The sequence below is a fragment of the Rhodococcus sp. NPDC054953 genome, from assembly GCF_053609225.1.
Window position 1 is genome coordinate 181,954 of record NZ_JBSGXD010000001.1, and the last position, 22,718, is coordinate 204,671.

The following is a 22,718-nucleotide window of genomic DNA, read 5'->3' on the forward strand; positions in this document are numbered from 1 at the left end:
CGAGTGAGCTGGGTCACGCGGCGGCGATCAGCTCTCTCAATCGAGGACAGTCTCGGCGGCCAGATTATTCCCCACCTGATGTCGGGCCGCATTCCACAGGTCCTCGTACGGTCCGCCCGCGTGCCGCAGCGTGGCGTGCTCACCGACCTCGACGACGCGGCCGCCGTCGATCACCACCACCAGATCGGCGCGCGCCGCGGTCGCAAGGCGGTGCGCGACGACGATCGAGGTGCGCTCCCGGGTCAGGCGTCCACTTGCCTCGAGAACGATGCGCTCGGTGGCGGGATCCAGTGTCGCGGTCGCCTCGTCCAGCAGCAGCAGGTCTGGGTCGACGAGTTCGGCCCGCGCCAGCGCGACGAGTTGACGCTGACCCGCGGACAGTCCCTGCCCCCGTTCCCCGATCGGGGTGTGCATGCCGTCCGGCAGTGCGGCGATCGTGTCGAGCGCGCCGACCGCGCGGGCGGCCGCGGTGATCTGCTCGCGGGTGGCCTCGGGCTTGCCGTACGCGATGTTCGAGGCGACGTCCCCGGAGAACAGGTGCGCCTCCTGGGGGACGACGCCGAGGCGGCCGCGGTACTCGTGCAGCGGGTAGCGGCGCAGGTCGACGCCGTCGACGCGGACCGTGCCGTCGGTCGGGTCGTAGAACCGGGCGAGCAGCTTGACCACCGTCGACTTGCCTGCGCCGGTGCGGCCGACGAGCGCGACGGTCGTGCCCGGCGCGAACCGCAACCTCACACCGTGCAGCGCGTCGGTGTCCGCACCTCGATACCGGAACGTCACAGTGTCGAAATCAACCGAACCCCCGAGGTGCCCCATGATCGGGGTCGATTCGGCCGCCGCCGCGGTTTCGATGGAGCTGGGGGTGCGCATCAGGTCACCGATCCGGCGCAGTCCGACCTGCGCCTGCTGGTACCCGTCGAAGACCTGGGACAGCTGCTGGATCGGGCCGAACAGCAGACCCAGGTACAGCACGAACGCGACGAGCACGCCGGACGTCGTCGCGCCGTCCGCGATCCGCATCGCCCCGATCAGCACGACCGCCGCCAGCGCCAGGTCGGCCAGCAGGGTGATCAGGGGGAAGTACACGGAGAGCGCCGTCTGCGACCGCATCCGCGCCCGCCGGTAGCTGTCCGCGCGTTCGGCGAAGCGGCGCGCCGCGACGTCCTCCCGCCGGTACGCCTGCGCGGCGCGCAGCCCGGTCACGTTCTCCTGGAAGTCCGCGTTGACCAGTGAGATCCGCTCCCGGGACACCGTGTACGCCGCCGACGACACCCTCCGGAAGACCAGCGTGGCGACCAGGAGCGGTGGGACGGCGGCGAGCGCGACCAGCGCCAGCGTCGGGTCCGTGACCAGGAGCGCCACCGAGATGCCGACCACGGTGAGCACGCTGACCACCGCGGTGGACAGGCCGGTCTGGAGGAACGACGAGAGCGCGTCGACGTCGGTGGTCATCCGCGTCATGATCCGGCCGGACAGTTCCCGCTCGTAGTAGTCGAGCCCGAGCCGCTGCAGGTGGGCGTAGCTGCGGACCCGAAGGCCGTAGAGCACCTTCTCGCCCGCCCGCGCGGTGATCACGGTCATCACGGCGACGACCGCCCAGTCGGCGGCGACCAGCGCGACCCCGGCCGCGGTCGCCCACCACAGTGCGGACGGGCTGTCGGGGGTGACGCCGTGGTCGATCGCGAACCGCACCACCGACGGGAGCAGGACACCGACCAGCGAGTCGGCGGCCAGGCACAGCACCACCGCGGCGAGGATCCAGCGCACCGGCCGCAGGAGGGTCGCCAGCCGGAAGCCGGGATCGGGTCGGCGCAGGTCCTCGTCGTCGGCGCCGGGGGAGTCGGTGGCTGGCGGCAGCGCGGCGACCGCCGCCAGCAGTGCCGGGGTGGCCGCCATCTCGCCCATCGCCCCGGCCATCGGGCCCCCGCCGGGTCCGCCTGCCGTCGCCCGGGCGGCGTCGGGGGCCGCGGCATCGGACGCCGACCCGGAAACCGCCTCGGGCCACAGCCGATCGTCCGCCGGCTCCGCAGCCGGGCCGGGGGTGTCGATGTCGGCCGGGTCGGGCTCGCCGTCGGGGTCGGCGAGCAGGTCCCGGAACAGCGGGCAGCGGGCGTCGAGGTCGGCGACGGTGCCGTGGTCGATGATCCGGCCGCCGTCGAGGACGGCCACCCGGTCGGCGAGGGACAGCGTCGACCGCCGGTGCGCGAGGATCAGGGTGGTGCGGTCCGTGCGTTCCCGGAGGGCGTCGAAGATCGTCGCCTCCGTCGCCGCGTCGACCGCGGACGTGGCGTCGTCGAGAATCAGCAGGCGCGGATCCACCAGCAACGCCCTGGCCAGCGCGACCCGCTGACGTTGCCCACCGGACAGCGTCAACCCGCGTTCACCGACGACGGTGTCGTAGCCGTCGGTGAGTGCCTCGATGAACTCGTCGGCCCTGGCCATCGTCGCCGCGGCACGGATCTCCTCGGCGCTCGCCTCGGGGCGCCCGAGCGCGATGTTCGCGGAGATGGTGTCCGAGAACAGGAACGGCTCGTCGAACACCAACCCGACGGCCTCGCGGAGCTGGTCTGCCCGCAGCGCCGACAGGTCGTAGCGGTGACCGTCGACGGTCAGCGCGACGGAGCCTGCCTCGGGGGCGTAGAACCGGGGCAGCAGCAGCGACAGTGCCGTCTTCCCGGATCCGGCGCGGCCGACGACGGCGACCGTCTCGCCGGGCGCGATGTCGAGGTCGAGCCCGGCGAGCACCGGCCGATCCCGGTCGAACCCGAAGTCGACACCGCGCAGCCGGACCCCGAGCGGACCGGCGGGCAGCTGGATCGGGTGGGGCGGGTCCGCGACGCCGGGTTCGGTGTCGATCACCTCGTAGACGCGTTCGACGGCGGCCCGGGTCATCTGCGCCATGATCACCACCGACGACAGCAGCCGGGTCACATTGGACATGGTCGCGACGTAGGTCGCGAACGCGAGGAAGGTGCCGATCGTGATCGTGCCGTTCATCGCGAGGACGCCGCCGAGGGCGATCACCCCGACCAGGCCCAGCTGGGGCAGCGCCGCCATCGTCGGGGTGAACCGGGCGTTGACGCGGGCGGCGCGCAGCCGTTCGGCGAACAGGGTGCGCCCCAACTCCTCAAGCCTGCCGACCGCCCGGGCTTCCTGACCGAAGCCCTTCACGACGCGGACCCCGGTGACGGTTTCCTCGACGTGCTGCGCCAGGTCCGCCGCACGCTGCTGCGCCGACCAGGTGGCCGCGAACAGCGTCGGCCGGACGCGGCGCACCACCACCGTCACCGCGGGGACGACCAGCAGCGCGACGACGGTGAGCAGCGGCGACAGCCAGGCCATCACGACGATCGCGAGCAGGAACTGCAGCAGCGCACCCGCGGACAGCGGCACCATCGCCAGCAGGCCCTGCACCAGCTGCAGGTCGGTGATGGACCGGGACACGACCTGCCCGGTGCGCAGCTGGTCCTGTCCGACCCCGTCGAGTCGTTGCAGCGAGCCGAGCAGCCCGAGGCGCAGGTCGTGCTGGACGTCGAGGGACAGCCTGCCCGCCAGCATCCGGCGGGCGAACTGGCAGCCGAAGCGGACCACGCCGAGCGCCGCGATCGCGGCCGCGACCACGACGATCACGTCGGTGGCGCCGGTCGCCGCATCGTCGACCGCGATGCGGGTCAGCAGTGGGAAGGTGATGTCGATGACCGCGGCGATCATCGTGACCGCCAGCGCACCGACGGTCAGGCCGCGATGCCGCCAGCATTCGGCGGTCAGTCGTCGAATCCAGCCGGTGCGGGTCACGTGATGTCCCGGCTGCGGGTGGACCACCAGCCGAGGGCAACGGCGACGGCCGTCCACACGAGCAGCATGCTCGCGGCACCGGGCCACGGCGCGAACCCGGCGAGGACCGTGCCCTCCGCCGCCGGGGTGACGACCGTCGACCAGGTGACCGCGCCGGGCAGCCACCTGCCGATGCCGCCGGCTCCGACACCCGACAGGACCGCGGCGGTGACCAGTTCGCCGACCGGATACCAGGCGAGGAGGGTGATTGCGGCGGCCGTGGGGGAGGCGAACAGCAGCCCAAGGCCCGCGCCGATCAGCGACCATGCCACGGTCGCCACCGCGCCCGCGGCGACCATCGCGAGGATCGCCGGGGTCACCGCGAACCGATCTCCCCCGAAAACCGCCATGCACGCGACGGCAACCAGTTCCACCGCGACCGCGTAGCCGAGCCCGACGAGCGCGGTCACCGCCAGCTTCGCGGCGAGCACCCGGTCCCGGCCGCGGGTGGTGACGAACGTCGGGGTCAGGGTCCGGTGCCGGAACTCGGTGCCGGCATTGACCGCCCCGAAGATCCCGGCGAACAGCACCGCCCACGCGATCGCGACGACCAGCCCGACGGAGACCGCGCCCGTGGACAGGTCGGAATCGAAGGAGGAGGCGAGGCCGTCCGCCATCGCCGCGTAGATGGACGCGGCGAAGAGGGCGACCACGACCGGGGCGATCGCGAGTGCCCACCAGAACCGCAGCGTCAGCACCTTGCGGAGTTCGGCGGTGACCAGCGCGCTCATCGTTGGCCCTCCCATGGCATCGGGTACGGGCCGGGTTGCGGTGCCGCGGCAGGTCCGGCGCCGGGCGCGGCGAACCGCCCGAACGTCATCGACAGGAACACCTGCTCGAGGTCGACCCGCTCGGTCGCGATGCCGAAGATCCGGACCCCGGCCGCCGCCGCTGCCGCCGCGATCGCCGGTTCGTCGGCGCCGCGGACCGCGAGCCTGCCGTCCGGCATCACCTGCGCATCGGTGACGCCCCGCGCCCCGAGCGCGAGGGCGAGCGTCGCTGGATCGGAGGCGGCGACGAGCACGCGGGCGCTGTGCGCGGCCCGCAACTCGTCCACCCCGCCCTGGTACACGAGGCTGCCGCGGTCAACGATCACCAGCCGGTCCACGGTCTGTTCCAGCTCCCCGAGCAGGTGACTCGACATCAGCACCGTCCGCCCGGTCGCGGCGAACGCGCGGAGGAACTGCCGCAGCCAGGCGATGCCCTCGGGGTCGAGCCCGTTCGCCGGTTCGTCGAGGACGAGGATCTGCGGGTCCCCGAGCAGGGCGGTTGCCAGCGCGAGCCGCTGACGCATGCCGAGCGAATAGGCGTCCACCTTCTGCCGGGCGGCAGGCCCGAGTCCGACGGTGGTCAGCACCTCGCCGGCGCGATCGTCGGGAACCCCGATCGCGGCCGCGTAGACGAGTAGGTGCGCGAGGCCGGAGCGCGCGGGATGCATGCTCTGCGAGTCGAGCAGCACCCCGACGGTGCGAGCCGGGTGCGGCAGCTCAGTGAACGGGAGCCCGGCCACCGTCGCGTACCCGGACGTCGGGGCGACGAGCCCGAGCAGCATCCGCAGGGTGGTCGTCTTCCCGGCACCGTTCGGGCCGACGAAGCCGGTGATCGAGCCGACGGGCACCGTGAAGCTCAGGTTCGACACGGCAACGGAGGCCCCGAACGTCTTCGTCAGCCCGACGACGTCGACGGCAGGGACACCAGGACTCATGACGTGAACCCTAGGCGACGTCCGGGGGCGCTGCGCCGCGTCGTAGCGTGTTCCGGGTGAGTTGCTCGGGTACCGATGATCGGTTCGTGGTGGTCCGGGCGTTCCTCGCCCTCTCGGTGGCGATGGGGCTCGGTCGGTTCGCGTTCACCCCGATCCTCCCGCTGATGCTGGACGGGACCGGTCTCGGGCCGGAGGCGGCCGCGACGCTCGCGACCGCGAACTACCTCGGGTACCTGGCCGGCGCGGTCGCCGCGATCGCGGTGCACCGGATCGCGCAGAGCCAGCTGTCGCTGCGGGTGTCGCTGGTGTCGCTGATCGTCACGATCGCGGCGATGGCGGTGACCGAGTCCGAGCTCGCGTGGCTGGTGCTGCGCTTCGTCGCCGGCGCGGCGAGCGCGGCGGTGTTCGTGTTCACCGCCCGGGTCGCGCACCAACGGGTCCGGGCGGGCGGTGACGGTGTCGGCTGGGTGTTCGGTGGGGTCGGCGGCGGGATCGTGCTGTCGGCGGTCGCGATCCTCGCACTGGGGCGGGAGGCGGACTGGCGGGTGGCGTGGCTGGTGTGCGCGGGGTTGGCCGCGGTGCTCGCGGTCGCGGCGTGGTCGCTGCCCGGCGAACCGCGGGTGGCCGCCCGCGATGCGGCGCCCGCCGTTCCCGCTGCCCGGCCCGGCCGCGGCTTCGGGTGGCTGACGGCGGCCTACTTCTGTGAGGGACTGGGCTACATCATCTCCGCGACGTTCCTCGTCGCCGCGGTGGCGTCGACCGGGCAGGCGCACTGGCTGGGGTCGGCGGTATGGATCGCGGTCGGTGCGGCGGTGATCCCGTCCTGCGTGGTGTGGAACCGGCTCGCGCGCAGGCGGTCGCCCGCGGTGACGACGACGGCCGCGCTGGTCGTGCAGGCCGTCGCGGTTGCGGTGTCCGCGGCGACCGGGTCGCCCGCGGTGCAACTCGTCGCTGCCCTGTGTTTCGGCGGCACGATGATCGCGATCGTGATGCTCGCGTTGGGGGAGGGGGCGCGGCTGGCCGGGCCGCGGGCGGCGGCGATCCTGACGTCGGTGTACGGGCTCGGGCAGGTGATCGGGCCGGTGGCCGTCGCACCCCTGCTTGGCGGCGGCTACTCCGCTGCCCTCGCGGTGGCGGCGGCGGTTCTCGCGGTGGGAGCGCTGTGCATGGTGCCGGTGCTGCGCGCGGAACGGGCGCGGTGACGCCCCGGCCGGACAAGTTTCGCCCAACCCCTGGCTTTTGACTGCAACTACCGGTTACAGTTACCCGTGTGTTGCGGGCCACCCGGCCTGTCAACGCTGACTCGCCACAGCTGCTGTTCACCACACACGGGAGACGTGATGACACTGTCGACGACACGGGACGACCAGGCCGCCGCGGCTGCCGACGACTACGACGACGTCCTGCGGCAGCTGTCCGAGGCGTCGGTGCACAAGCACTTTGACCCGTACGTCGACATTGATTGGGACTCCCCGGAGTTCGCCGTCGTCCCCGACGACGACCGCTGGATCCTCAACCCGGAGGATGACCCGCTCGGCGCGCACCCCTGGTACCAGGCGCAGTCGCGGGAGAAGCAGATCGAGATCGGGATGTGGCGCCAGGCCAACGTCGCGAAGGTCGGCCTGCAGTTCGAGAACATCCTGATCCGCGGCATGATGCAGTACGTCTTCTACCTGCCCAACGGGTCCGCCGAGTACCGGTACTGCACCCACGAGTGCATCGAGGAGGGCCACCACACCCTGATGTTTCAGGAGATGGTGAACCGGATCGGTGCCGACGCCCCGGGCATGGGCCCGGTGCTGCGCACCCTCTCCGCCTTCATCCCGCTCGCCGCGACCCCGCTGCCGGAACTCTTCTTCGTCGGCGTGCTCGCGGGTGAGGAGCCGATCGACCACCTGCAGAAGTCGTTCCTGCGCGGCGACAGCCCGATGCACCCGATCATGAAGTCCGTGATGGCGATCCACGTCGCCGAGGAGGCGCGGCACATCTCGTTCGCGCACCGGTTCTTGCGCCGCCGGGTGCCGATGATGTCCCGGGCGGGCCGGTTCGCGCTCTCGATCGCCACGCCGATCACAATGCGCATCCTGTGCGACGCGATCGTGATCCCGCCGAAGTCGTTCTGGCGGCGGTTCGACATCCCCAAGTCGGTGCGCAAGGAGCTGTTCTGGGACAGCCCGCAGTCGCAGCAGGCGCTGCGGAACTACTTCGGCGACGTGCGGATGCTCGCCAACGACGCTGGCCTGATGAACCGGGTGTCGAAGCGGGTGTGGAGGGCCTGCAAGATGGACGGCGACGCATCCCGGTACCGCAGCGAACCGCACCGCCGCGCCGCCTGAGGCCCCGCCGCACCACAGCAGATCGGATCGTCGCAATGCCCCATGTCGTCACCCAGTCCTGCTGCAGCGACGCCTCGTGCGTCTATGCCTGCCCGGTCAACTGCATCCATCCGACCCCGGACGAGCCCGACTTCCTTACCGCGGAGATGCTGCACATCGACCCGGCAGCCTGCGTCGACTGCGGCGCCTGCGTGTCGGCGTGCCCGGTCGACGCGATCGTTCCGCAGAAGAAGCTGACGCCTCCGCAGGTGCAGTACCTGCAGATCAACGCCGACTACTACAAGGAACCGCACGAAGAGCGGGCCAAGATCGGCGGCACCGAGACCCGGCCCGCGCTCGCCAAGGTCACCGCCGCCGCGCAGGTGCGCACGGACCGCGGGCCGCTGCGGGTCGCGATCGTCGGATCCGGGCCGGCCGCGATGTACGCGGCCGACGAACTGCTCACCCAGCCCGGCGTGACCGTCAATGTCTTCGACCGGCTCCCGGTGCCGCACGGGCTCGTTCGGGCCGGGGTGGCCCCGGACCATCAGAAGACCAAACAGGTCGGCAGGCTGTACGACGTGATCGCGCAGCAGTCGGGTTTTGAGTACCACCTGAATGTCGAGGTGGGGCAGCATATTTCGCACGACGAGCTGCTTGCCCATCACCATGCGGTCATCTACGCATCGGGTGCCTCCAGGGACCGCAGGCTCGGGATCGCGGGGGAGGACCTGCCGGGCAGCGCCTCCGCGACCGACTTCGTCGCCTGGTACAACGGGCACCCCGATCACGCCGACGACGCGGTCGACCTGTCGCACCGCAGGGCGGTCGTGATCGGGAACGGCAACGTCGCGCTCGACGTCGCGCGGATCCTCACCGCGGACCCGGACACCCTCGCCGCGACCGACATTGCCCCGTACGCACTGGAGGCATTGCGCCGCAGCGCGATCGAGGAGGTCGTGATCCTTGCGCGCCGTGGGTTCGCGCAGTCGGCGTTCACCGTCCCCGAGTTCGCCGGGTTGCTCGATCTGCCCGACATCGACGTGCTGGTACAGCATCCCGGCATCGATCCGGAACTCGAGAGTTCCGCGGCCCGAGGCAAACTCGACCACGCCGTCGCGCAGAAGCTGCGCCTCCTCGACCGGATCACCGAGCCGCCGCCGGGACGCAGGCGGATCGTCTTCCGCTACCTCCTCGGCCCGACCGGCATCGTCGGGGACGAGCGGGTCACTGGCGTCGACGTCGCGCACAACACGTTCGACGACGGCGCGCTGGTGGCGACCGGTGAGACCGAACGGATCGACGCCGGACTGGTGCTCACCTCGATCGGATACCGGGGAACTCAGATCGCGGGCGTGCCGTTCGACGCCGGCCGGGGCGTCATCCCCAACGAGGCGGGACGGGTGCTCGACGCGCCCGGCGGGGACGTGCTGGCCGGGGTGTACGCGACCGGATGGATCAAGCGCGGACCGAGCGGCTTCATCGGCACCAACAAGTCCTGCGCGCAGGACACCGTCCGCGGTCTCGTCGACGACTTCAACGCCGGTCGACTCGGATCGCCGAGCCGCGGCAACGCCGAGCTGCGACACCTCGTCCGGGACAGGCAGCCCGCGGTGATCGACGCGGCGGGGTGGCGCGCGATCGACGCGGAGGAACTGCGCCGCGGCGCGGCGGCGGGCCGGGTCCGGGAAAAGATCAGCGACGAGTCCGAACTGCTCGCGATCGCCAGGGCGGCCGCCGCGCCGAGCGCAGCGTCGGGCGGGGGCATGCGGGCGGTGCTGCGGCGCAGGCAGGCACCCGCGCAGGCGGCGATCCTTCGCCCCTGACCCTGACCCTGCGACCACGGGCACCCGCCGCCGCCTCGGGCGACGGCGGGTGCCGCGCGCTAGCGCCCGAGCATCGCGGTCATCTGGTCGATCTCGGTCTGCTGCCCGGCAATGATCGCGGCGGCCAGCTCGCGGACCTCCGGGTTCTGCCCGTCGGCCTCGATCTGCTTCGACGACTCGACCGCGCCCTGATGGTGGGCGATCATCATCTCCAGCCACGCCCGGTCGAACTCGGCGCCGGTGGAATTCTCCAGCTGTGTCATCTGCTCGTCGGACATCATGCCGCCCATGTCGTCGCCGTGCATGGAGTGATCCATCTCCGCGCCCGTCATGGTCGGCGCGCCCCACGCGGCGAGCCACCCGGTCATCTGCTTGATCTCCGGGTCCTGCGCGGCCTCGATCTGTTCCGCCAGCGCCAGCAGCTGTGGGTTCTCGGTGCGGCCCTCCGCGAGCGCCGCCATCTCCACCGCCTGCTGGTGGTGCGGGATCATCATCTGCGTCCACGCCACGTCGGCGGCATTGTGCTCGGACGACATCTCGCCGGATTCCTGCGCCGACGTCGTCATCGAGCTCATCGAGTCCATCGAATGCCCGTCGGTGCCGTCGTCGGTCGAGCAGCCGGCGAGGACGAGGGCGGCGGCGGCCAGGGCGGCGACGAATCCTGCGGTGGTGGTGCGAGTAGTCATTTCGGTGCCTTTGCTCTTTCGTGAAGTGGTGAAGTCGGCCGGACTGCGCACGCGGCGCAGTGGCCCCGTCACACCCGAAGCAGGCAGAGGGACGCGAGTCGAACGGAGGTCGGTGCGGCGAACGGGGGGCCGCGGTCGAACCGGGCCGGGACGATGCGCCGTCGGTCACGGCCGCCGCCGGGGTCGGTGACGACACCGAACAGCGTCAGGGCGACGAGGAGGGCGATGCCCGCCGTCAGCACGGCAAGGCAGGTCGCGAGCATGTGCTGCCCACCGGAATGGCCGCCCCCACCGTCGCGATCGGGCGACCGGTCGCCGTCGTGCTCGACGGCGGCGGCCGGGGCGGCGTGCGCAGGCGCCGAGGCTGCGACGTGATGCATGGCAAGGAGGCCGAGGACAACGGCGAGCAGCAGGACCGCGCGACGCGGTCCGGTGCCGAGCGTTGAGGTCCGGGCCATGCGCCCGACTATACCTCCTGGGGGTAGTGCTCCGCGGTGATCGACCACTGCGCGGGGGCCGGACCGAACGCGTCCCTGGCGTTCGCGATCACGCCCTTGCCGATCGTGCGGTTGCCCGCGCTGCCGATCACCGCTCCGACGCCCGCGGGCACCAGCTTGCCAAGGATGAGTGCGCTGCGCTTGGCGGCGTACTTCGTGACGAACGTGCGGAGCAGGGTCTGGTTCATCCCCGTCACGGTCCCGGTCGGCAGCTTCCCGGACAGCAGCAGGCCCCAGTTCTTGGTGGTCGCCCCGACCGCCTTCTCGACGATCTCCATGCCCGCCGCCCCCAGCGCGACGGACAGCACCAGCGCGCGGCGCCGTTCGTGGTCGACGACCGGGATGCCGTGCACCGACGCCACCGCCAGCGTGAACAGCGCGCTGGCCTCGAGGAAGAAGGCGGTTTCCGCGCCGACCGCCGCGATCGACCCCGCGGTGCCGATCCCGGGGACCGCGGCGGCGGCCCCGACCGCGCCGCCGCTGCCGGTGACCGCGGTCAGGAACATGCGCTCGAGTCGCGCGACGATCTGCTCGGGGGTCTCGTCCGGGTGGGCGCGCCGGACCCGGGACACATAGGTCTCGACGGCCGGTCCCTGCAGGCGGGTGCCGTTGTCGAGCAGCGAGGCGATGGCCCGCTCCACCCGTCCGGTGATGTTCATCGGTGCATCCTCCTGCCCGGACCGCGCGTTCGGCGGCCGAACACCCTCCCAACGTTCCGCCCGCCCCGATTGTTCCGATGACGCGTGCCTCACGGGGCGACCGGTGCCCGGCCCTGGCTGACCTAGGGAACCAGCTCGGCGGGCTTCGGCGGGGGTGGGGGAGTGCCGTCCCCGAACGGCCTGCCGCCCAGCGCGTCCCGTCCGTGTGGCGTGGTCCAACCGGACAGGTCCGGTCCCTTCGGGACGATCCGGGTCGGGTTGATGTCGGTGTGCACCAGGTAGTAGTGCTCCTTGATTTGCGTGAAGTCGACCGTGTCGCCGAATCCGGGCGTCTGGAACAGGTCCCGTGCGTACGCCCAGAGCACGTCCATCTCGGCGAGTGTGGTGCGGTTGCATTTGAAATGCCCGTGGTGGACGGCGTCGAACCGGACCAGCGTCGTGAACAGGCGCACATCCGCCTCGGTGATCGTGTCGCCGACCAGGAAGCGCTGCGTGGCCAGGCGCTCGCTCAACCAGTCCAGCCGCGCGAACAGTCGGTCGTACGCGGCCTCGTAGGCGTCCTGGGAACCGGCGAATCCACACCGGTAGACGCCATTGTTGACGTCCCGGAAGACCAGGTCCGCGACCTCGTCGATCTCGGGGCGCAGCGGCTCCGGGTACAGGTCGGGGGCGCCGTCGCGGTGGTACGCCGTCCATTCGGTGGACAGGTCGAGCGTGATCTGCGGGTAGTTGTTGGTGACGACCTGCCCGGTCGGCACGTCCACGATCGCCGGGACGGTGATGCCGCGCGGATAGTGCGGGTCGCGCGCGAGGTAGGCGTCGCGCAGTCGGGGGATCCCCAGCACCGGGTCGACGCCACCCGGGTCGAGGTCGAAGGTCCAGCTGCGCTCGTCGTGGGTGGGGCCGCACAGGCCCATCGACAGGGCGTCCTCGAGGCCGAGCAGGCGCCGGACGATGATCGCCCGGTTCGCCCACGGGCAGGCCCGCGCGACGACCAGCCGGTACCGTCCCGGCTCGACCGGAAAGCCGTCCCTGCCGTCGGCGGTGATCCGGGTCTCGATGTACCGGGTGTCGCGGACGAATTCGCGTCCCGGTTCGACATAGCTAGCGGCCGTGCCGTTCTCGTCGCTCACCTCTTCACGGTAGCGCCACCTCGGTGACCGAGCCGAGTTCCTCGTAGCCGAGTCGTGCGGCCAGCCCGCGGGAGGCGAGGTCCTCCGGGTGGCTGCGCCACTCCGGGATCATGCCCTCGTCCATCGCGTCGTTGGTGCACAGCCTGCCGACCGTCGTTCCGTTGCCCCGGCGGCGGGCCTCCGGAACGGTCAGCACCCCGAGCCGGGCGATGATCCCCTGCCATTCGGAGTAGCCGGCGCAGGAGAGCGGCCGCTCGTCCTCGTCGAGGAGCGTGAACCAGTTGCGTCGGGCGGTGAGGTCGGCCTCGGCGACGTCGTCCGGCGGGCACAGCGCCTGCAGGGCGAGCACGTGGGGGAGGACGTGGGAGATGAGGGGGCTCGCCACGTTGATGTCGCCCACCTCGGACGCGTAGGCCAGCAGGCGGGGGCCGGTGCACCGCCCGCCGTGGTCCCTGGTCAGGTCGCCGAGGGTCGACCGGGACGCCAGAGCGTCGTCGTCGAGCGCCGCCGCGCGGTCGAGGAACCAGGGCGGCCCGACGAGCGCGCTCGCGCCGGCGAACCGCAGAAACCGGACCGTGTCGGTGGCCGGTCGTATCGTTCGGGAACCGGCAACGCGCAGCGCGTCGTCCGGCAGGCCGAGCTCTCGCGACCAGGCGAGGGCGACAATGTCGAGTTGGTGCGAGTCCACCCCGTGACGCTATCGGGTCGCGGGATCGGTGGCCTTGCCCCGCTCACACCCGCTCCGTATATTTCAGGCTCGAGGCAAGGGGCTCACCCGTGATCGTCACCAACCAACCCGTCGAGATCCGGCAGTGGCCCGCGCTCTGGGCGCTGTGCCTGGGTTTCTTCATGATCCTGGTCGACTCCACGATCGTGGCGGTCGCGAACCCGGCGATCATGGAGCACCTCGGCGCGGACATCAACAGCGTGGTGTGGGTGACCAGCGCCTACCTGCTCGCGTACGCGGTTCCGCTGCTGATCACCGGCAGGCTCGGCGACCGATTCGGTCCGAAACGCCTGTACCTGCTCGGTTTGACCCTGTTCACCGCGGCCTCGCTGTGGTGCGGCCTGTCCGGCAGCATCGAGATGCTGATCGTGGCGCGCGTCGTTCAGGGCTTCGGTGCCGCGTTGATGACGCCGCAGACGATGGCGGTGATCACCCGGATCTTCCCGCCGGACAAGCGGGGCACCGCGATGGGACTGTGGGGTGCCGTCGCCGGCGTCGCGACGCTGGTCGGGCCGCTGGCGGGCGGCGTGCTCGTCGACGGGCTCGGATGGCAGTGGATCTTCATCGTCAACGTTCCGGTCGGCGTGATCGCCTTCCTCGCCGCGATGCGGTACGTCCCGACCCTCGAGACCCACGAGCACCGGTTCGACCTGCCCGGCGTGGTCCTCAGCGCCGCAGGCATGTTCTTGCTGGTGTTCGGGTTGCAGGAGGGCAACACCTACGACTGGTCCGTGCGGATCTGGTTGATGATCGCGGCCGGTGTGCTGCTGCTCGGCGTGTTCGTCTGGAACCAGTCCCGCAACCGGGACGAGCCGCTGCTGCCCCTCGAGCTGTTCCGCGACCGCAACTTCTCCCTCGCCAACATCGCGATCACCTCGATGGGCTTCGCGATCACCGCGATGGTGTTGCCGCTGATGTTCTACGCGCAGGGGGTGCGGGGGCTGTCGCCGACCGGGTCGGCCCTGCTCATGGTGCCGATGGCGGTGCTGACCGGTGTCCTCGCCCCGAACGTCGGCAAGCTCGTCGACCGGGCGCACCCGCGGTACATCGCCGCCCCCGGCTTCCTGATGCTGGCGGTCTCGTTCGGCTGGCTGGCGCTGGTGATGACGCCCGAGGTCGCGATCTGGGAACTGTTGCTGCCGATCGCGCTGATGGGTGTGGCGAACGCGTTCATCTGGTCACCGCTTGCCGCGACCGCGACCCGCAACCTGCCGCCGCAGCAGGCAGGCGCCGGTTCGGGGGTGTACAACACCACCCGGCAGGTCGGCGCGGTGCTCGGCAGCGCAGGCATCGGCGCCCTGATCACGGCCCGGCTGTCCGCCAATGGGGTGCCCTCCGCCGGTGCCGCCCACGAGGGCATGGCCAGCGCGATGCCCGACGTCGTCCGGGACGGGTTCAGCTCCGCGATGGGGCAGTCGATGCTGCTGCCCGCCGTGGTGCTGCTGGTCGGATTCGTTGCGTCGCTGTGCTTCTCGCGGCCACGCCGAGTCGAGGATGGCGCGGACGCGCCGCGCAGGGACGAGAGCAGCACTGTGGCAGGCTGACGGCATGACCGATCCCGCAACCGACACCCGGGCGACACCGCTGGCCGAGCTGCACATGCACATCGAGGGCGCGCTCGAGCCGGAGCTGATCTTCGAACTCGCGCAGCGCAATCGGATTGACCTGCCGTACGCCGACCTCGACGACCTGCGATCCCGGTACGAGTTCACCGACCTGCAGTCGTTCCTCGACCTGTACTTCGCGAACATGACGGTGCTGCGCACCGCGCAGGACTTCGCCGACCTCGCCAGGTCGTACCTGGCGCGAGCGGCCGCGGCGGGGGTGCGGCACGCCGAGATCTTCTTCAATCCGCAGGCGCACACCGCCCGGGGCGTCCCGCTGCGGGAGGTCCTCGAAGGGTTGGGGGATGCGCTGGCGGGCAGCGAGGCCGAGCACGGCGTGAGCACCGGGTTGATTGCGGGCATCCTCCGGGACCGCCCCGTCCCGGAGGCGGACGCGCTGCTGACCGACCTGGTCGGGTCGGGGGCCCCGCTGCTCGGGATCGGCCTCGACTCCGCGGAGGTCGGGTATCCGCCGTCGCTGTTCGTTGACGTGTTCGGGCGGGCCCGCGCCGCCGGGCTGCACGTCGTCGCACACGCGGGCGAGGAGGGCCCTCCCGACTACATCCGGCAGGCCCTCGACCTGCTCGGCGTCGAACGGATCGACCACGGTATCCGCTGCGTCGAGGACGACGATCTGGTCGACCGGTTGGTGCGTGACCGGGTTCCGCTGACCCTGTGTCCGCTGTCGAACGTCCGGCTGCGGGTGGTCGACCGGCTCGCCGACCACCCGATCCGCCGGATGCTCGCGCGGGGGCTGCATGTCACGGTCAACTCCGACGATCCCGCGTACTTCGGTGGCTACGTCGACGACAACCTGGCCCGGCTCCGCGCCGACGTCGGACTCACCGACGCGGAGCGGGAGCGGCTGGCGCGCAACTCGATCGAGGCGTCCTTCGCGAGCCTCGCCAGGAAGGCGGAGTTGCTCGGCGGCTGACGCGGGCTATCCGAGCACCTGCCGGAGATAGTCGTTGTCGAAGCGGCGCTCCGGGTCGTACTTGTCGCGGGCCGAGCGGAACTCGTCGAAGTGCGGATAGCTGGGCCGCAGGTCGTCCGCGGTCCGCGAGTGCATCTTTCCCCAGTGTGGACGGCCGTCGACCGCCTTCGCGATGGCCTCGACGGCGTCGAAGTACTCACGGTGGTCGCGGCGATGGTACTGGTGCACTGCCACGTAGGCGGTGTCCCGGCCGGACGCGGTGGAGAGCCAGATGTCGTCGGCGGCGGCGAAGCGCACCTCGACGGGGAAGGCGACGGTGAACCCGGAGTCGTTGATCCAGCGGTCGATCTCGCGGAGGGTCTCGGGGAGCGCGGCGGCGGGCACCGCGTACTCCATCTCCCGGAACCGCACCCGCCGCGACGACGCGAAGACCTGGTAGCTGCGGTCGACGTACTCGCGGGCGCTCAGCGCCTGTGCGGAGAGGTTGTTGATCCTGGGGATCGCGGCGGGGAACCGGGTGGCGACCCGGTTGACGCCCTCGAAGATCGTGTTCGAGATCAGTTCGTCGTCGATGTAGGCGCGCACCGCACCGACCGGCCGGGCCTGCGTGTCGGCGGGGAGTCGGGTGTTGTGCTTGGTCAGAACCCGGTCCGTGTGCGGGAACCAGTAGAACTCGAAATGGTCGACGCCGTGGACGTGGTCGTCGAGTCGAGCCATGGTGTCACCGAACCGGGCCGGCGCCTCGACGGCCCGCATCATGAATGCGTTCGCGCACTGCAGCGTCAGCGTCGCGATGACACCGACCGCGCCGAGACCGAGGCGGGCGGCGTGGAACAGTTCGGGGTTCTCCTCGGCGGAGCAGTCGACGACCGCACCGTCCGCGAGCACGAGCTGAATGGCGCGGATCTGGGTGGCGAGACCGCCGAATTGGGCGCCGGTGCCGTGGGTGCCGGTGGAGATCGCCCCGGCGATGGACTGCGCGTCGATGTCCCCGAGGTTGATCATCGCCAGGCCGAGATCCCACAGCCTGGGATTGAGGTCGTGCAGCCGCGTGCCGGCGAGGACGGTCACCAGGGCGCCGGACTCCCCGGCCGGCACCACGGATTCGATCCCGCTCAGATTGTCCAGGCTGATCATCACGCCGTCGGTCACCGCGATCGGGGTGAACGAATGCCCGGCGCCGACGCACTTGACGTGCAGTCCTTCGTCCGCCGCCCGGGTGATCTCGGCGCTGAGCTCGGCAACGGACTTCGGCGTGGCGAACCGCCGGGGGTCGGCACCGGCGCTGCGCGCCCAGTTGTGCCACTTCTGTGAGTGCATCTGCACACTATTACCTGGACGTCCGTCCAGGTCAACACCTTGTATCTAATCAGGTTGGGACGTTTTAGGATCGTCGAATGCTGAATCGCCTTCCTGCGGACGAACGCCGCGCACAGCTGGTCGAATCGGCGATGGGGATCGCGGAACGAGGCGGCGTCAGCTCCGTCACGATCCGCGCCGTCGCGGAGGAAGCGGGTGTGTCGCTCGGTGTCGTGCACTACTGCTTTGAGAGCAAGGAGGCGCTCGTCGCGGCGATGGGCGAGGCCCTCGTCCTGCAGCTGAGCCAGGCCCTGCGGTACGCCTTCGGGCAGGCGCACACCGACGAGGCGCAGACCGGGGTGCGCGGACTGCGTGAGCTCCTGCACAGCGGCCTGTCCGCGATGTGGCCGATCGTCGAGGCCACCCCCGACCGGCAGCTGCTCACCTACGAGATCACCGCCTACGGTCTGCGGCAGCAGGCCGCCGGGGCCGAGCTGGCCGGTTCCATTGCCGCCAACCAGTACGCGACGATGGACGCCGAGGCGATCGAGTTCCTCGAGACCTCGGCCGCGCATGTCGGCATGCGCTGGACCGAGCCGGTGGCGCACATCGCCCGGTTCGCGCTCGCCGTCATCGACGGCATCGTGCTGCGCTGGCTGGTCGATCGGAACGGCGAGGCCGTGCTCGCCGAGCTCGACGATCTGGTGCAGATGGTCACCGGCAAGGCCGTCGAGATCTGACCGGTCCCGCCGCGGCGCCAGCCCCGAATCATGGACAGTTGTCCAAATGGGGTGATTGACTGGGCAGGTGACCGCGACCACCGATCGATCCGCCATGACACCCACCGGCACCGTCGCCCGGCTCGACGCGGCGACCCGCCCGCTCGATCCGCCGTTCGCCGCGGTGGACCTGGCCTCCCTCGACGCCAACGCCGCCGACCTGGTGCGGCGCGCGTCGGGCACCCCGATCCGGGTGGCAAGCAAGTCCGTCCGCACCCGTGCGGTCCTCGAACGCGCGTTGGGGTCGGGGCTCACCGAGTCCGGCGGATTCCGCGGCATCATGTCCTACTCGCTGCGCGAGGCGATCTGGCTCGTCCGCGCGGGCGCCCGCGACGTGCTGATGGGGTATCCCACCGTCGACCGGGGTGCGCTGGCCGAGCTCGGTGCCGACTCGCTGCTGCGGGACTCGATCACCCTGATGATCGACGGAGCCGAGCACCTCGACGTCATCGCCGCCGCCGGCGCCACCGGGGCGCGGCTGTGCCTCGACGTCGACGCCTCGCTGCGGATCGGGCCGGTCCATCTCGGCGTCCGCCGCTCGCCGCTCCGCACCCCCGAGCAGGCCGCCGACCTCGCCCGCGCCGCAACGACCCGGGGCTGCGCGGTGGTCGGGGTCATGTTCTACGAGGCGCAGATAGCCGGGCTCCCGGACACCAGCGCCGCCGTGCGACTGGTCAAGAGGGCCTCCGCCACGGAACTGTCCACCCGGCGCGGTGCGGTCGTCGCCGCCGTCACCGCGGTGGCGGGCCGCCTCGAGATCGTCAACAGCGGCGGCACCGGCTCGCTTGAGGTCAGCTCCGCCGACCCGGCCGTCACCGAGGTCACCGCCGGGTCCGGCCTGTTCGTTCCGACCCTCTTCGACCGCTACCGGTCGTTCACCCCGCGTCCGGCGATGTTCTTCGCGCTGTCTACGGTGCGGCGGCCGAGCCCGAAGATCGCGACGCTGTTCTCCGGCGGCTACATCGCCTCCGGCCCCGCCGGGGCGTCCCGGGTGCCGACGCCGGTGTGGCCTGCCGGGCTGAGTCTGCTGCGCAACGAGGGCGCGGGCGAGGTGCAGACCCCGGTGACCGGACTCGCGGCGAGCGCGCTGCGGATCGGGGACCGGGTGTGGTTCCGGCACGCGAAGGCGGGCGAGCTGTGCGAGCGGTTCACCGACGTGCACCTCGTCGCCGCGGACGGCGCCGTCACCACGGTGCCCACCTACCGCGGCGAAGGTCAGTGCTTCGGCTGAACCAGGGCGGGCCCGGGATGGGTGCGGAGGAACGCGCCCAACTCGGTCAGCCCGTCCGGCGTTGACGGCAGGTAGTCGGTGAGCGCGGGGGAGCGGACGATCACCGCGCGCCACTTGCCCCGGGAGATGGCCACGTTCAACCGGTTCCGGGACAGCAGGAAGCCCATCCCGCGGGGCACATCCGCGGCCGACGACGCCGTCATCGACACGAACACCACGGCGGCCTCCCTGCCCTGGAACTTGTCGACGGTGCCGACGAGCACCTCGCCGAGGCCCGCCGCGGCGAGGTGCTCGCGGATCAGCGTCACCTGCGCGTTGTAGGGCGCGACGACGAGGACGTCGGCCTGCCCCAGCGGGCGCGGGGCCTCGCCCGCCGCGGTGGTCCACGGCGTGCCGATCAACGAGACGGCCGCCGCGGTGATCGCCGCCGCCTCCTCGGCGGACGCGGTCGAGTTCCCGACATGGTCGACGAACAGCGCCTCCACCCCCGGCTCCACGCCCGCGAGGTGCCGCCCGGTGGTGACCGACTCCTTCGCGTGCAGCCTGCCCTCGTACGACAGGTCCGACACCGCCGCGCACACCGCGGGGTGCATCCGCCAGGTGATGTCGAGGAAATACCCGAGTTCCGGTGGGAGCGCGCCGTGCCCGGCGGCCAGCCACCCCAGCGCGGAGGTGTCCACCGGCTCGGGGTGGATGCCCTGGCTGACCTGCGGAAGCTGCTGCGGGTCGCCGAGCAGCAGCAGGTTGCGTGCGGAGCGCCCAACCGCGACCGTGTTCGCAAGCGAGAACTGCCCGGCCTCGTCGACGACCAGCAGGTCGAGGCTGCCCGGCGGGACCCGGTGGGGGTGCGCGAAATCCCATGCGGTGCCGCCGATCACGCAGCCGCCCTCCGCGTTCTCGTCGAGGAAGGCGGGGAATCCGGACGGGTCGAGTTTGGTCCACTTCGGGTCGTCCGCGAGCCCCGACCCGGGCTTCTTCGCGACCCGGTCACCGGCGACCCCCGACCGCACGATGCCGTCGAGCATGTTCTCGACCACCGAATGCGACTGCGCGACCACCCCGACCCGCCACCCGTGCCGGGTGACCAGGTCCGCGACGACGGCGGCGCCGGTGTGCGTCTTCCCGGTCCCCGGCGGCCCCTGCACGGCCAGGTACGAGTCGTCGAGGTCGAGCAGCGCCCCGGTGATCGCCTGCGCCCGATGGTCGGGGTCGGCGGCGGGGAGCGGCGCCCCGGACCGGGTGCGGGGCGGGATGCGGCGCAGGATGTCCAGGGCCGCGGTGCCCGGCATCGTCGGCAGCGCGGCCGCGACCACGGCGGCCTGAGCGGCGATCGCGGCCTCGATGTTCTTGGTCGGCACCGGCCTGCCGGGTGCCAGCGCCATCGGCACGCTGTCGTGCGGGTCGGCACCCTGCAGTTCCTCGATGAGCACCACGTCGCGGGCGCGGCCGTCGCTGCCAGGGTCGGACGCGAGCGCGCGCACGGTGACGGTGACCGTCCCGCGGCTCGCCGCGTCCTCGCTGCCGATCCCGGTCGCCGCGTCGTACAGCGCGAACGGCTGATCGCCGACCCGGGCCGTCGAGCCGGACCCCCACCGGCCGACGAGCCGGACCGTGCGACGCTGTTTGCGTTGCCGCGGCGTGCTCGTGTGCCAGTCCTCGGTGACCGTCACGGTGTCGGCGACGAAGGCGTCCGCGGTGTCGGCCCACTCGTCGACGGGGGCGGTGAGCCGCTCGAAGTGTGCCCACCAGTACGGCTTTCGTTCGCGGCGGTGGTAGCCGAGCGCCGCGGCAAGGAGCGCCGCCGCCTGCTGGTCCTTGCTCCGGTCGCCGGCCAGCGCCCCGCCGACGTGCGCCAGCAGCGCCGTCTCGTCCGCGCCGGGCTCTTCGACCGTGACGTCGACGGCCTGCTGCGCCGGGTGCGGCCGTACGCCCCGCTCGGCGGCAAGGCCGAGCAGCCAGTCCCGCAGGCGCAGCGTCGATAGGCAGTCGTACTCGTTGTAGTCCGCGATCCCGGCCAGCACCGCGGCCGCGGCGTCGTCACCGGCGTCCCGCAGCGCGCAGTACCGGCCGTACTCGACGATCGAGTCGGCGGCGTTGTCGACGCCGGTCCGGATCGAGTCGCCCATGTACAGCGGCTCCAGCTTCTTGATCGAGTAGGACGGGGCCCCGACCCGCAGCGCACCCCGCACCACCGGGTACAGGTCCACCAGGACGTTCTCGCGCAGCAGCGCGTCCACCGCGTCCTCCCCGACGCCGTGGCGACCGGCCAGGCGCAGCAGGGCGGTCTTCTCGTACGCCGAGTAGTGGTGAACGTGCATGTGCGGGAATCGTTTCCGGCGGTCGGTGAGGTAGTCCAGGAAGTCGAGCAGCGCCCGGCGCTCCCCGATCCGGTCGTGCGCCCAGAACGGCAGGAACGTGCCGTCGGACTCCACCACCCCGAACAGGTACTCCAGCCCCCAGTCGGTGGATCCGTCCTCCGCCCACAGCGGGTCGCCCTCGAAGTCGAAGAAGATGTCACCCGGGTCGGGGGCGGGGATCGCGGCGAGCGCGTCCGGGTCGGTGACCTCGACCGCAGGCGGACCGCCGGGTGGTGTGCGGAGTTGGACGGCGGCCTGCCCCCGCAGGGCGGCGAAGGTGCGCTCGCTCATCCCGGCGACCCGCTCGGTGGCGCCGGCGAGGGCGTCCACGGTGGTGAGGCCGCCGCGGATCAGGACGTCCCGCTGCGTCGAGCGCAGTCCCGCGACCAGGGTCAGGTCCCGGCTGCGTTCCACCTCCGGGCCGCAGTCGGCGCACCGCCCGCAGCCGCGGACCTCCCCCCACACCACCGCCGTTCCCCGGTCGCGGTGCTCGTCGAGCAGCCGCACCAGCGCGTCCCTGCGCTGCCGGAACACCGGAAGGATGTCGTCGAGCGGGTAGGACACCTCGGTGCCCTCGCCGAGGACCAGGCTCACCGTCGGTGCAGGCGGGACGCCGTCGGCGGCCAGTGCGTCCGCGTACGCGGCCACCTGCAGGAGGGCGGGCACCCTGGCGTGCCGGGACAGCTTGGTGTCGACGACCCGGTACCCGGCGTCGGTGCGCACCAGAAAGTCGCAGAAGCCGAGGAACCGGGCGGCGGGCGTCGCCTGCCGGAAGAAGGTGCCCTGGTAGATCACCTCGACACCCGCGCGGGCGGCATCGATCGTCGCCTTCGTCGCGCGGGCCAGGTCCTCGGCGTCGAGCCGCGGCCGCTCGATGGTGACGACACCGTCGCCGAACCGCTGCCGGTACTCGTCCAGCCTGCGGCGTTCGTGGGCGTCGCCGAGGGCGGTGGTCCGCTCGAGCATCGGATCCGACGGGCCCGCCGCGGGCCGGGCGCGATGCCCGAGGGTCACGTCGAGCTGCCGCAGCAGCGCGAACTCGCAGTCCGCCGCCCGCGTCAGGTCGCCCGCGCTGTGGACGAGGACGTCGTCGAGGAGGAACACGACTGCGACTATGGCAGATCGTCCCGAC

The 22,718-nt window shown here is 71.7% G+C and carries 17 protein-coding genes; 7 read left to right on the forward strand and 10 right to left on the reverse strand.

Annotation, left to right across the window (positions count from 1 at the left end; genetic code table 11):
* Positions 1 to 36 precede the first annotated feature (36 nt).
* From ACWF62_RS00775 to ACWF62_RS00785, 3 genes are read right to left on the reverse strand one after another with little or no spacing between them, the layout of a single operon-like run.
* The gene (locus ACWF62_RS00775) at positions 37 to 3,795 is read right to left on the reverse strand and encodes an ABC transporter ATP-binding protein (protein ID WP_378569715.1); all 3,759 of its coding nucleotides are present in this window, start codon (positions 3,793 to 3,795) and stop codon (positions 37 to 39) included.
* Positions 3,792 to 4,565 (reverse strand): hypothetical protein, encoded by a 774-nt coding sequence (locus ACWF62_RS00780; protein ID WP_378505881.1) that lies wholly within the window; start codon positions 4,563 to 4,565, stop codon positions 3,792 to 3,794. Before ACWF62_RS00780 ends, ACWF62_RS00775 begins: the two co-directional genes overlap by 4 nt.
* Entirely contained in the window at positions 4,562 to 5,539 is a 978-nt protein-coding gene (locus tag ACWF62_RS00785) for an ABC transporter ATP-binding protein (RefSeq protein ID WP_452629222.1), read from the reverse strand. Before ACWF62_RS00785 ends, ACWF62_RS00780 begins: the two co-directional genes overlap by 4 nt.
* A gap of 56 nt (positions 5,540 to 5,595) precedes the next feature.
* On the opposite strand from ACWF62_RS00785, the gene ACWF62_RS00790 reads away from it, so the two are divergent.
* The 3 genes from ACWF62_RS00790 (at position 5,596) to ACWF62_RS00800 (ending at position 9,680) form a co-directional block, all read left to right on the forward strand.
* Complete coding sequence (locus tag ACWF62_RS00790) at positions 5,596 to 6,741, forward strand: YbfB/YjiJ family MFS transporter (RefSeq protein ID WP_378505883.1); 1,146 nt, start codon at positions 5,596 to 5,598, stop codon at positions 6,739 to 6,741.
* A gap of 138 nt (positions 6,742 to 6,879) precedes the next feature.
* Positions 6,880 to 7,875: an AurF N-oxygenase family protein gene (locus ACWF62_RS00795; RefSeq protein ID WP_452629224.1), complete on the forward strand. Its 996-nt coding sequence runs from the start codon at positions 6,880 to 6,882 to the stop codon at positions 7,873 to 7,875.
* Positions 7,876 to 7,910: 35 nt separating this feature from the next.
* Positions 7,911 to 9,680 (forward strand): FAD-dependent oxidoreductase, encoded by a 1,770-nt coding sequence (locus tag ACWF62_RS00800; RefSeq protein ID WP_452629226.1) that lies wholly within the window; start codon positions 7,911 to 7,913, stop codon positions 9,678 to 9,680.
* Between the two features lie 59 nt (positions 9,681 to 9,739).
* On the opposite strand, the gene ACWF62_RS00805 is transcribed toward ACWF62_RS00800, so the two are convergent.
* From ACWF62_RS00805 to ACWF62_RS00825, 5 genes are all read right to left on the reverse strand, one after another.
* Entirely contained in the window at positions 9,740 to 10,366 is a 627-nt protein-coding gene (locus ACWF62_RS00805) for a DUF305 domain-containing protein (protein ID WP_378505886.1), read from the reverse strand.
* A 68-nt stretch (positions 10,367 to 10,434) separates the two neighbouring features.
* Positions 10,435 to 10,824, reverse strand: a complete 390-nt coding sequence (locus tag ACWF62_RS00810; RefSeq protein ID WP_378569718.1) for a DUF6153 family protein — start codon at positions 10,822 to 10,824, stop codon at positions 10,435 to 10,437.
* Positions 10,825 to 10,832: 8 nt separating this feature from the next.
* A complete protein-coding gene (locus ACWF62_RS00815; protein WP_378505888.1) occupies positions 10,833 to 11,522 on the reverse strand; it encodes a hypothetical protein in 690 nt (229 codons plus the stop codon).
* Between the two features lie 122 nt (positions 11,523 to 11,644).
* A complete protein-coding gene (locus tag ACWF62_RS00820; RefSeq protein ID WP_452629227.1) occupies positions 11,645 to 12,655 on the reverse strand; it encodes a glutathione S-transferase family protein in 1,011 nt (336 codons plus the stop codon).
* A gap of 4 nt (positions 12,656 to 12,659) precedes the next feature.
* A complete protein-coding gene (locus ACWF62_RS00825; protein WP_452629229.1) occupies positions 12,660 to 13,343 on the reverse strand; it encodes a GNAT family N-acetyltransferase in 684 nt (227 codons plus the stop codon).
* 161 nt (positions 13,344 to 13,504) lie between these two features.
* Here ACWF62_RS00825 and ACWF62_RS00830 point away from each other — a divergent pair, with 161 nt between their 5' ends.
* Both ACWF62_RS00830 and ACWF62_RS00835 read left to right on the forward strand, forming a co-directional pair.
* Entirely contained in the window at positions 13,505 to 14,926 is a 1,422-nt protein-coding gene (locus tag ACWF62_RS00830) for a DHA2 family efflux MFS transporter permease subunit (RefSeq protein WP_378506050.1), read from the forward strand.
* A gap of 4 nt (positions 14,927 to 14,930) precedes the next feature.
* Positions 14,931 to 15,920 carry an adenosine deaminase gene (locus tag ACWF62_RS00835; RefSeq protein WP_378569720.1) on the forward strand — a complete coding sequence of 330 codons (990 nt, stop codon included), beginning with the start codon at positions 14,931 to 14,933 and terminating at the stop codon, positions 15,918 to 15,920.
* 6 nt (positions 15,921 to 15,926) lie between these two features.
* Here the strand turns inward: ACWF62_RS00835 and ACWF62_RS00840 are convergent, their stop codons facing one another.
* Complete coding sequence (locus ACWF62_RS00840) at positions 15,927 to 17,240, reverse strand: D-arabinono-1,4-lactone oxidase (protein WP_378569721.1); 1,314 nt, start codon at positions 17,238 to 17,240, stop codon at positions 15,927 to 15,929.
* Between the two features lie 77 nt (positions 17,241 to 17,317).
* Here ACWF62_RS00840 and ACWF62_RS00845 point away from each other — a divergent pair, with 77 nt between their 5' ends.
* Positions 17,318 to 17,959, forward strand: coding sequence for a TetR/AcrR family transcriptional regulator (locus tag ACWF62_RS00845; protein WP_378505893.1), 642 nt, complete (start codon positions 17,318 to 17,320; stop codon positions 17,957 to 17,959).
* Between the two features lie 94 nt (positions 17,960 to 18,053).
* Entirely contained in the window at positions 18,054 to 19,229 is a 1,176-nt protein-coding gene (locus tag ACWF62_RS00850) for an amino acid deaminase/aldolase (protein ID WP_378506051.1), read from the forward strand.
* On the opposite strand, the gene ACWF62_RS00855 is transcribed toward ACWF62_RS00850, so the two are convergent.
* Positions 19,214 to 22,690, reverse strand: a complete 3,477-nt coding sequence (locus ACWF62_RS00855; RefSeq protein WP_452629230.1) for a TM0106 family RecB-like putative nuclease — start codon at positions 22,688 to 22,690, stop codon at positions 19,214 to 19,216. The genes ACWF62_RS00850 and ACWF62_RS00855 overlap by 16 nt on opposite strands.
* Positions 22,691 to 22,718 lie beyond the last annotated feature (28 nt).

Excerpts from the sequence above, each read along its gene's own strand:
- ACWF62_RS00780 (WP_378505881.1), bottom strand. The coding sequence starts at position 4,565 with ATGAGCGCGCTGGTCACCGCCGAACTCCGCAAGGTGCTGACGCTGCGG.
- ACWF62_RS00785 (WP_452629222.1), bottom strand. The coding sequence starts at position 5,539 with ATGAGTCCTGGTGTCCCTGCCGTCGACGTCGTCGGGCTGACGAAGACG.
- ACWF62_RS00795 (WP_452629224.1), top strand. The coding sequence starts at position 6,880 with ATGACACTGTCGACGACACGGGACGACCAGGCCGCCGCGGCTGCCGAC.
- ACWF62_RS00800 (WP_452629226.1), top strand. The coding sequence starts at position 7,911 with ATGCCCCATGTCGTCACCCAGTCCTGCTGCAGCGACGCCTCGTGCGTC.
- ACWF62_RS00805 (WP_378505886.1), bottom strand. The coding sequence starts at position 10,366 with ATGACTACTCGCACCACCACCGCAGGATTCGTCGCCGCCCTGGCCGCC.
- ACWF62_RS00810 (WP_378569718.1), bottom strand. The coding sequence starts at position 10,824 with ATGGCCCGGACCTCAACGCTCGGCACCGGACCGCGTCGCGCGGTCCTG.
- ACWF62_RS00815 (WP_378505888.1), bottom strand. The coding sequence starts at position 11,522 with ATGAACATCACCGGACGGGTGGAGCGGGCCATCGCCTCGCTGCTCGAC.
- ACWF62_RS00830 (WP_378506050.1), top strand. The coding sequence starts at position 13,505 with ATGATCCTGGTCGACTCCACGATCGTGGCGGTCGCGAACCCGGCGATC.
- ACWF62_RS00835 (WP_378569720.1), top strand. The coding sequence starts at position 14,931 with ATGACCGATCCCGCAACCGACACCCGGGCGACACCGCTGGCCGAGCTG.
- ACWF62_RS00840 (WP_378569721.1), bottom strand. The coding sequence starts at position 17,240 with ATGCACTCACAGAAGTGGCACAACTGGGCGCGCAGCGCCGGTGCCGAC.
- ACWF62_RS00845 (WP_378505893.1), top strand. The coding sequence starts at position 17,318 with ATGCTGAATCGCCTTCCTGCGGACGAACGCCGCGCACAGCTGGTCGAA.
- ACWF62_RS00850 (WP_378506051.1), top strand. The coding sequence starts at position 18,054 with ATGACACCCACCGGCACCGTCGCCCGGCTCGACGCGGCGACCCGCCCG.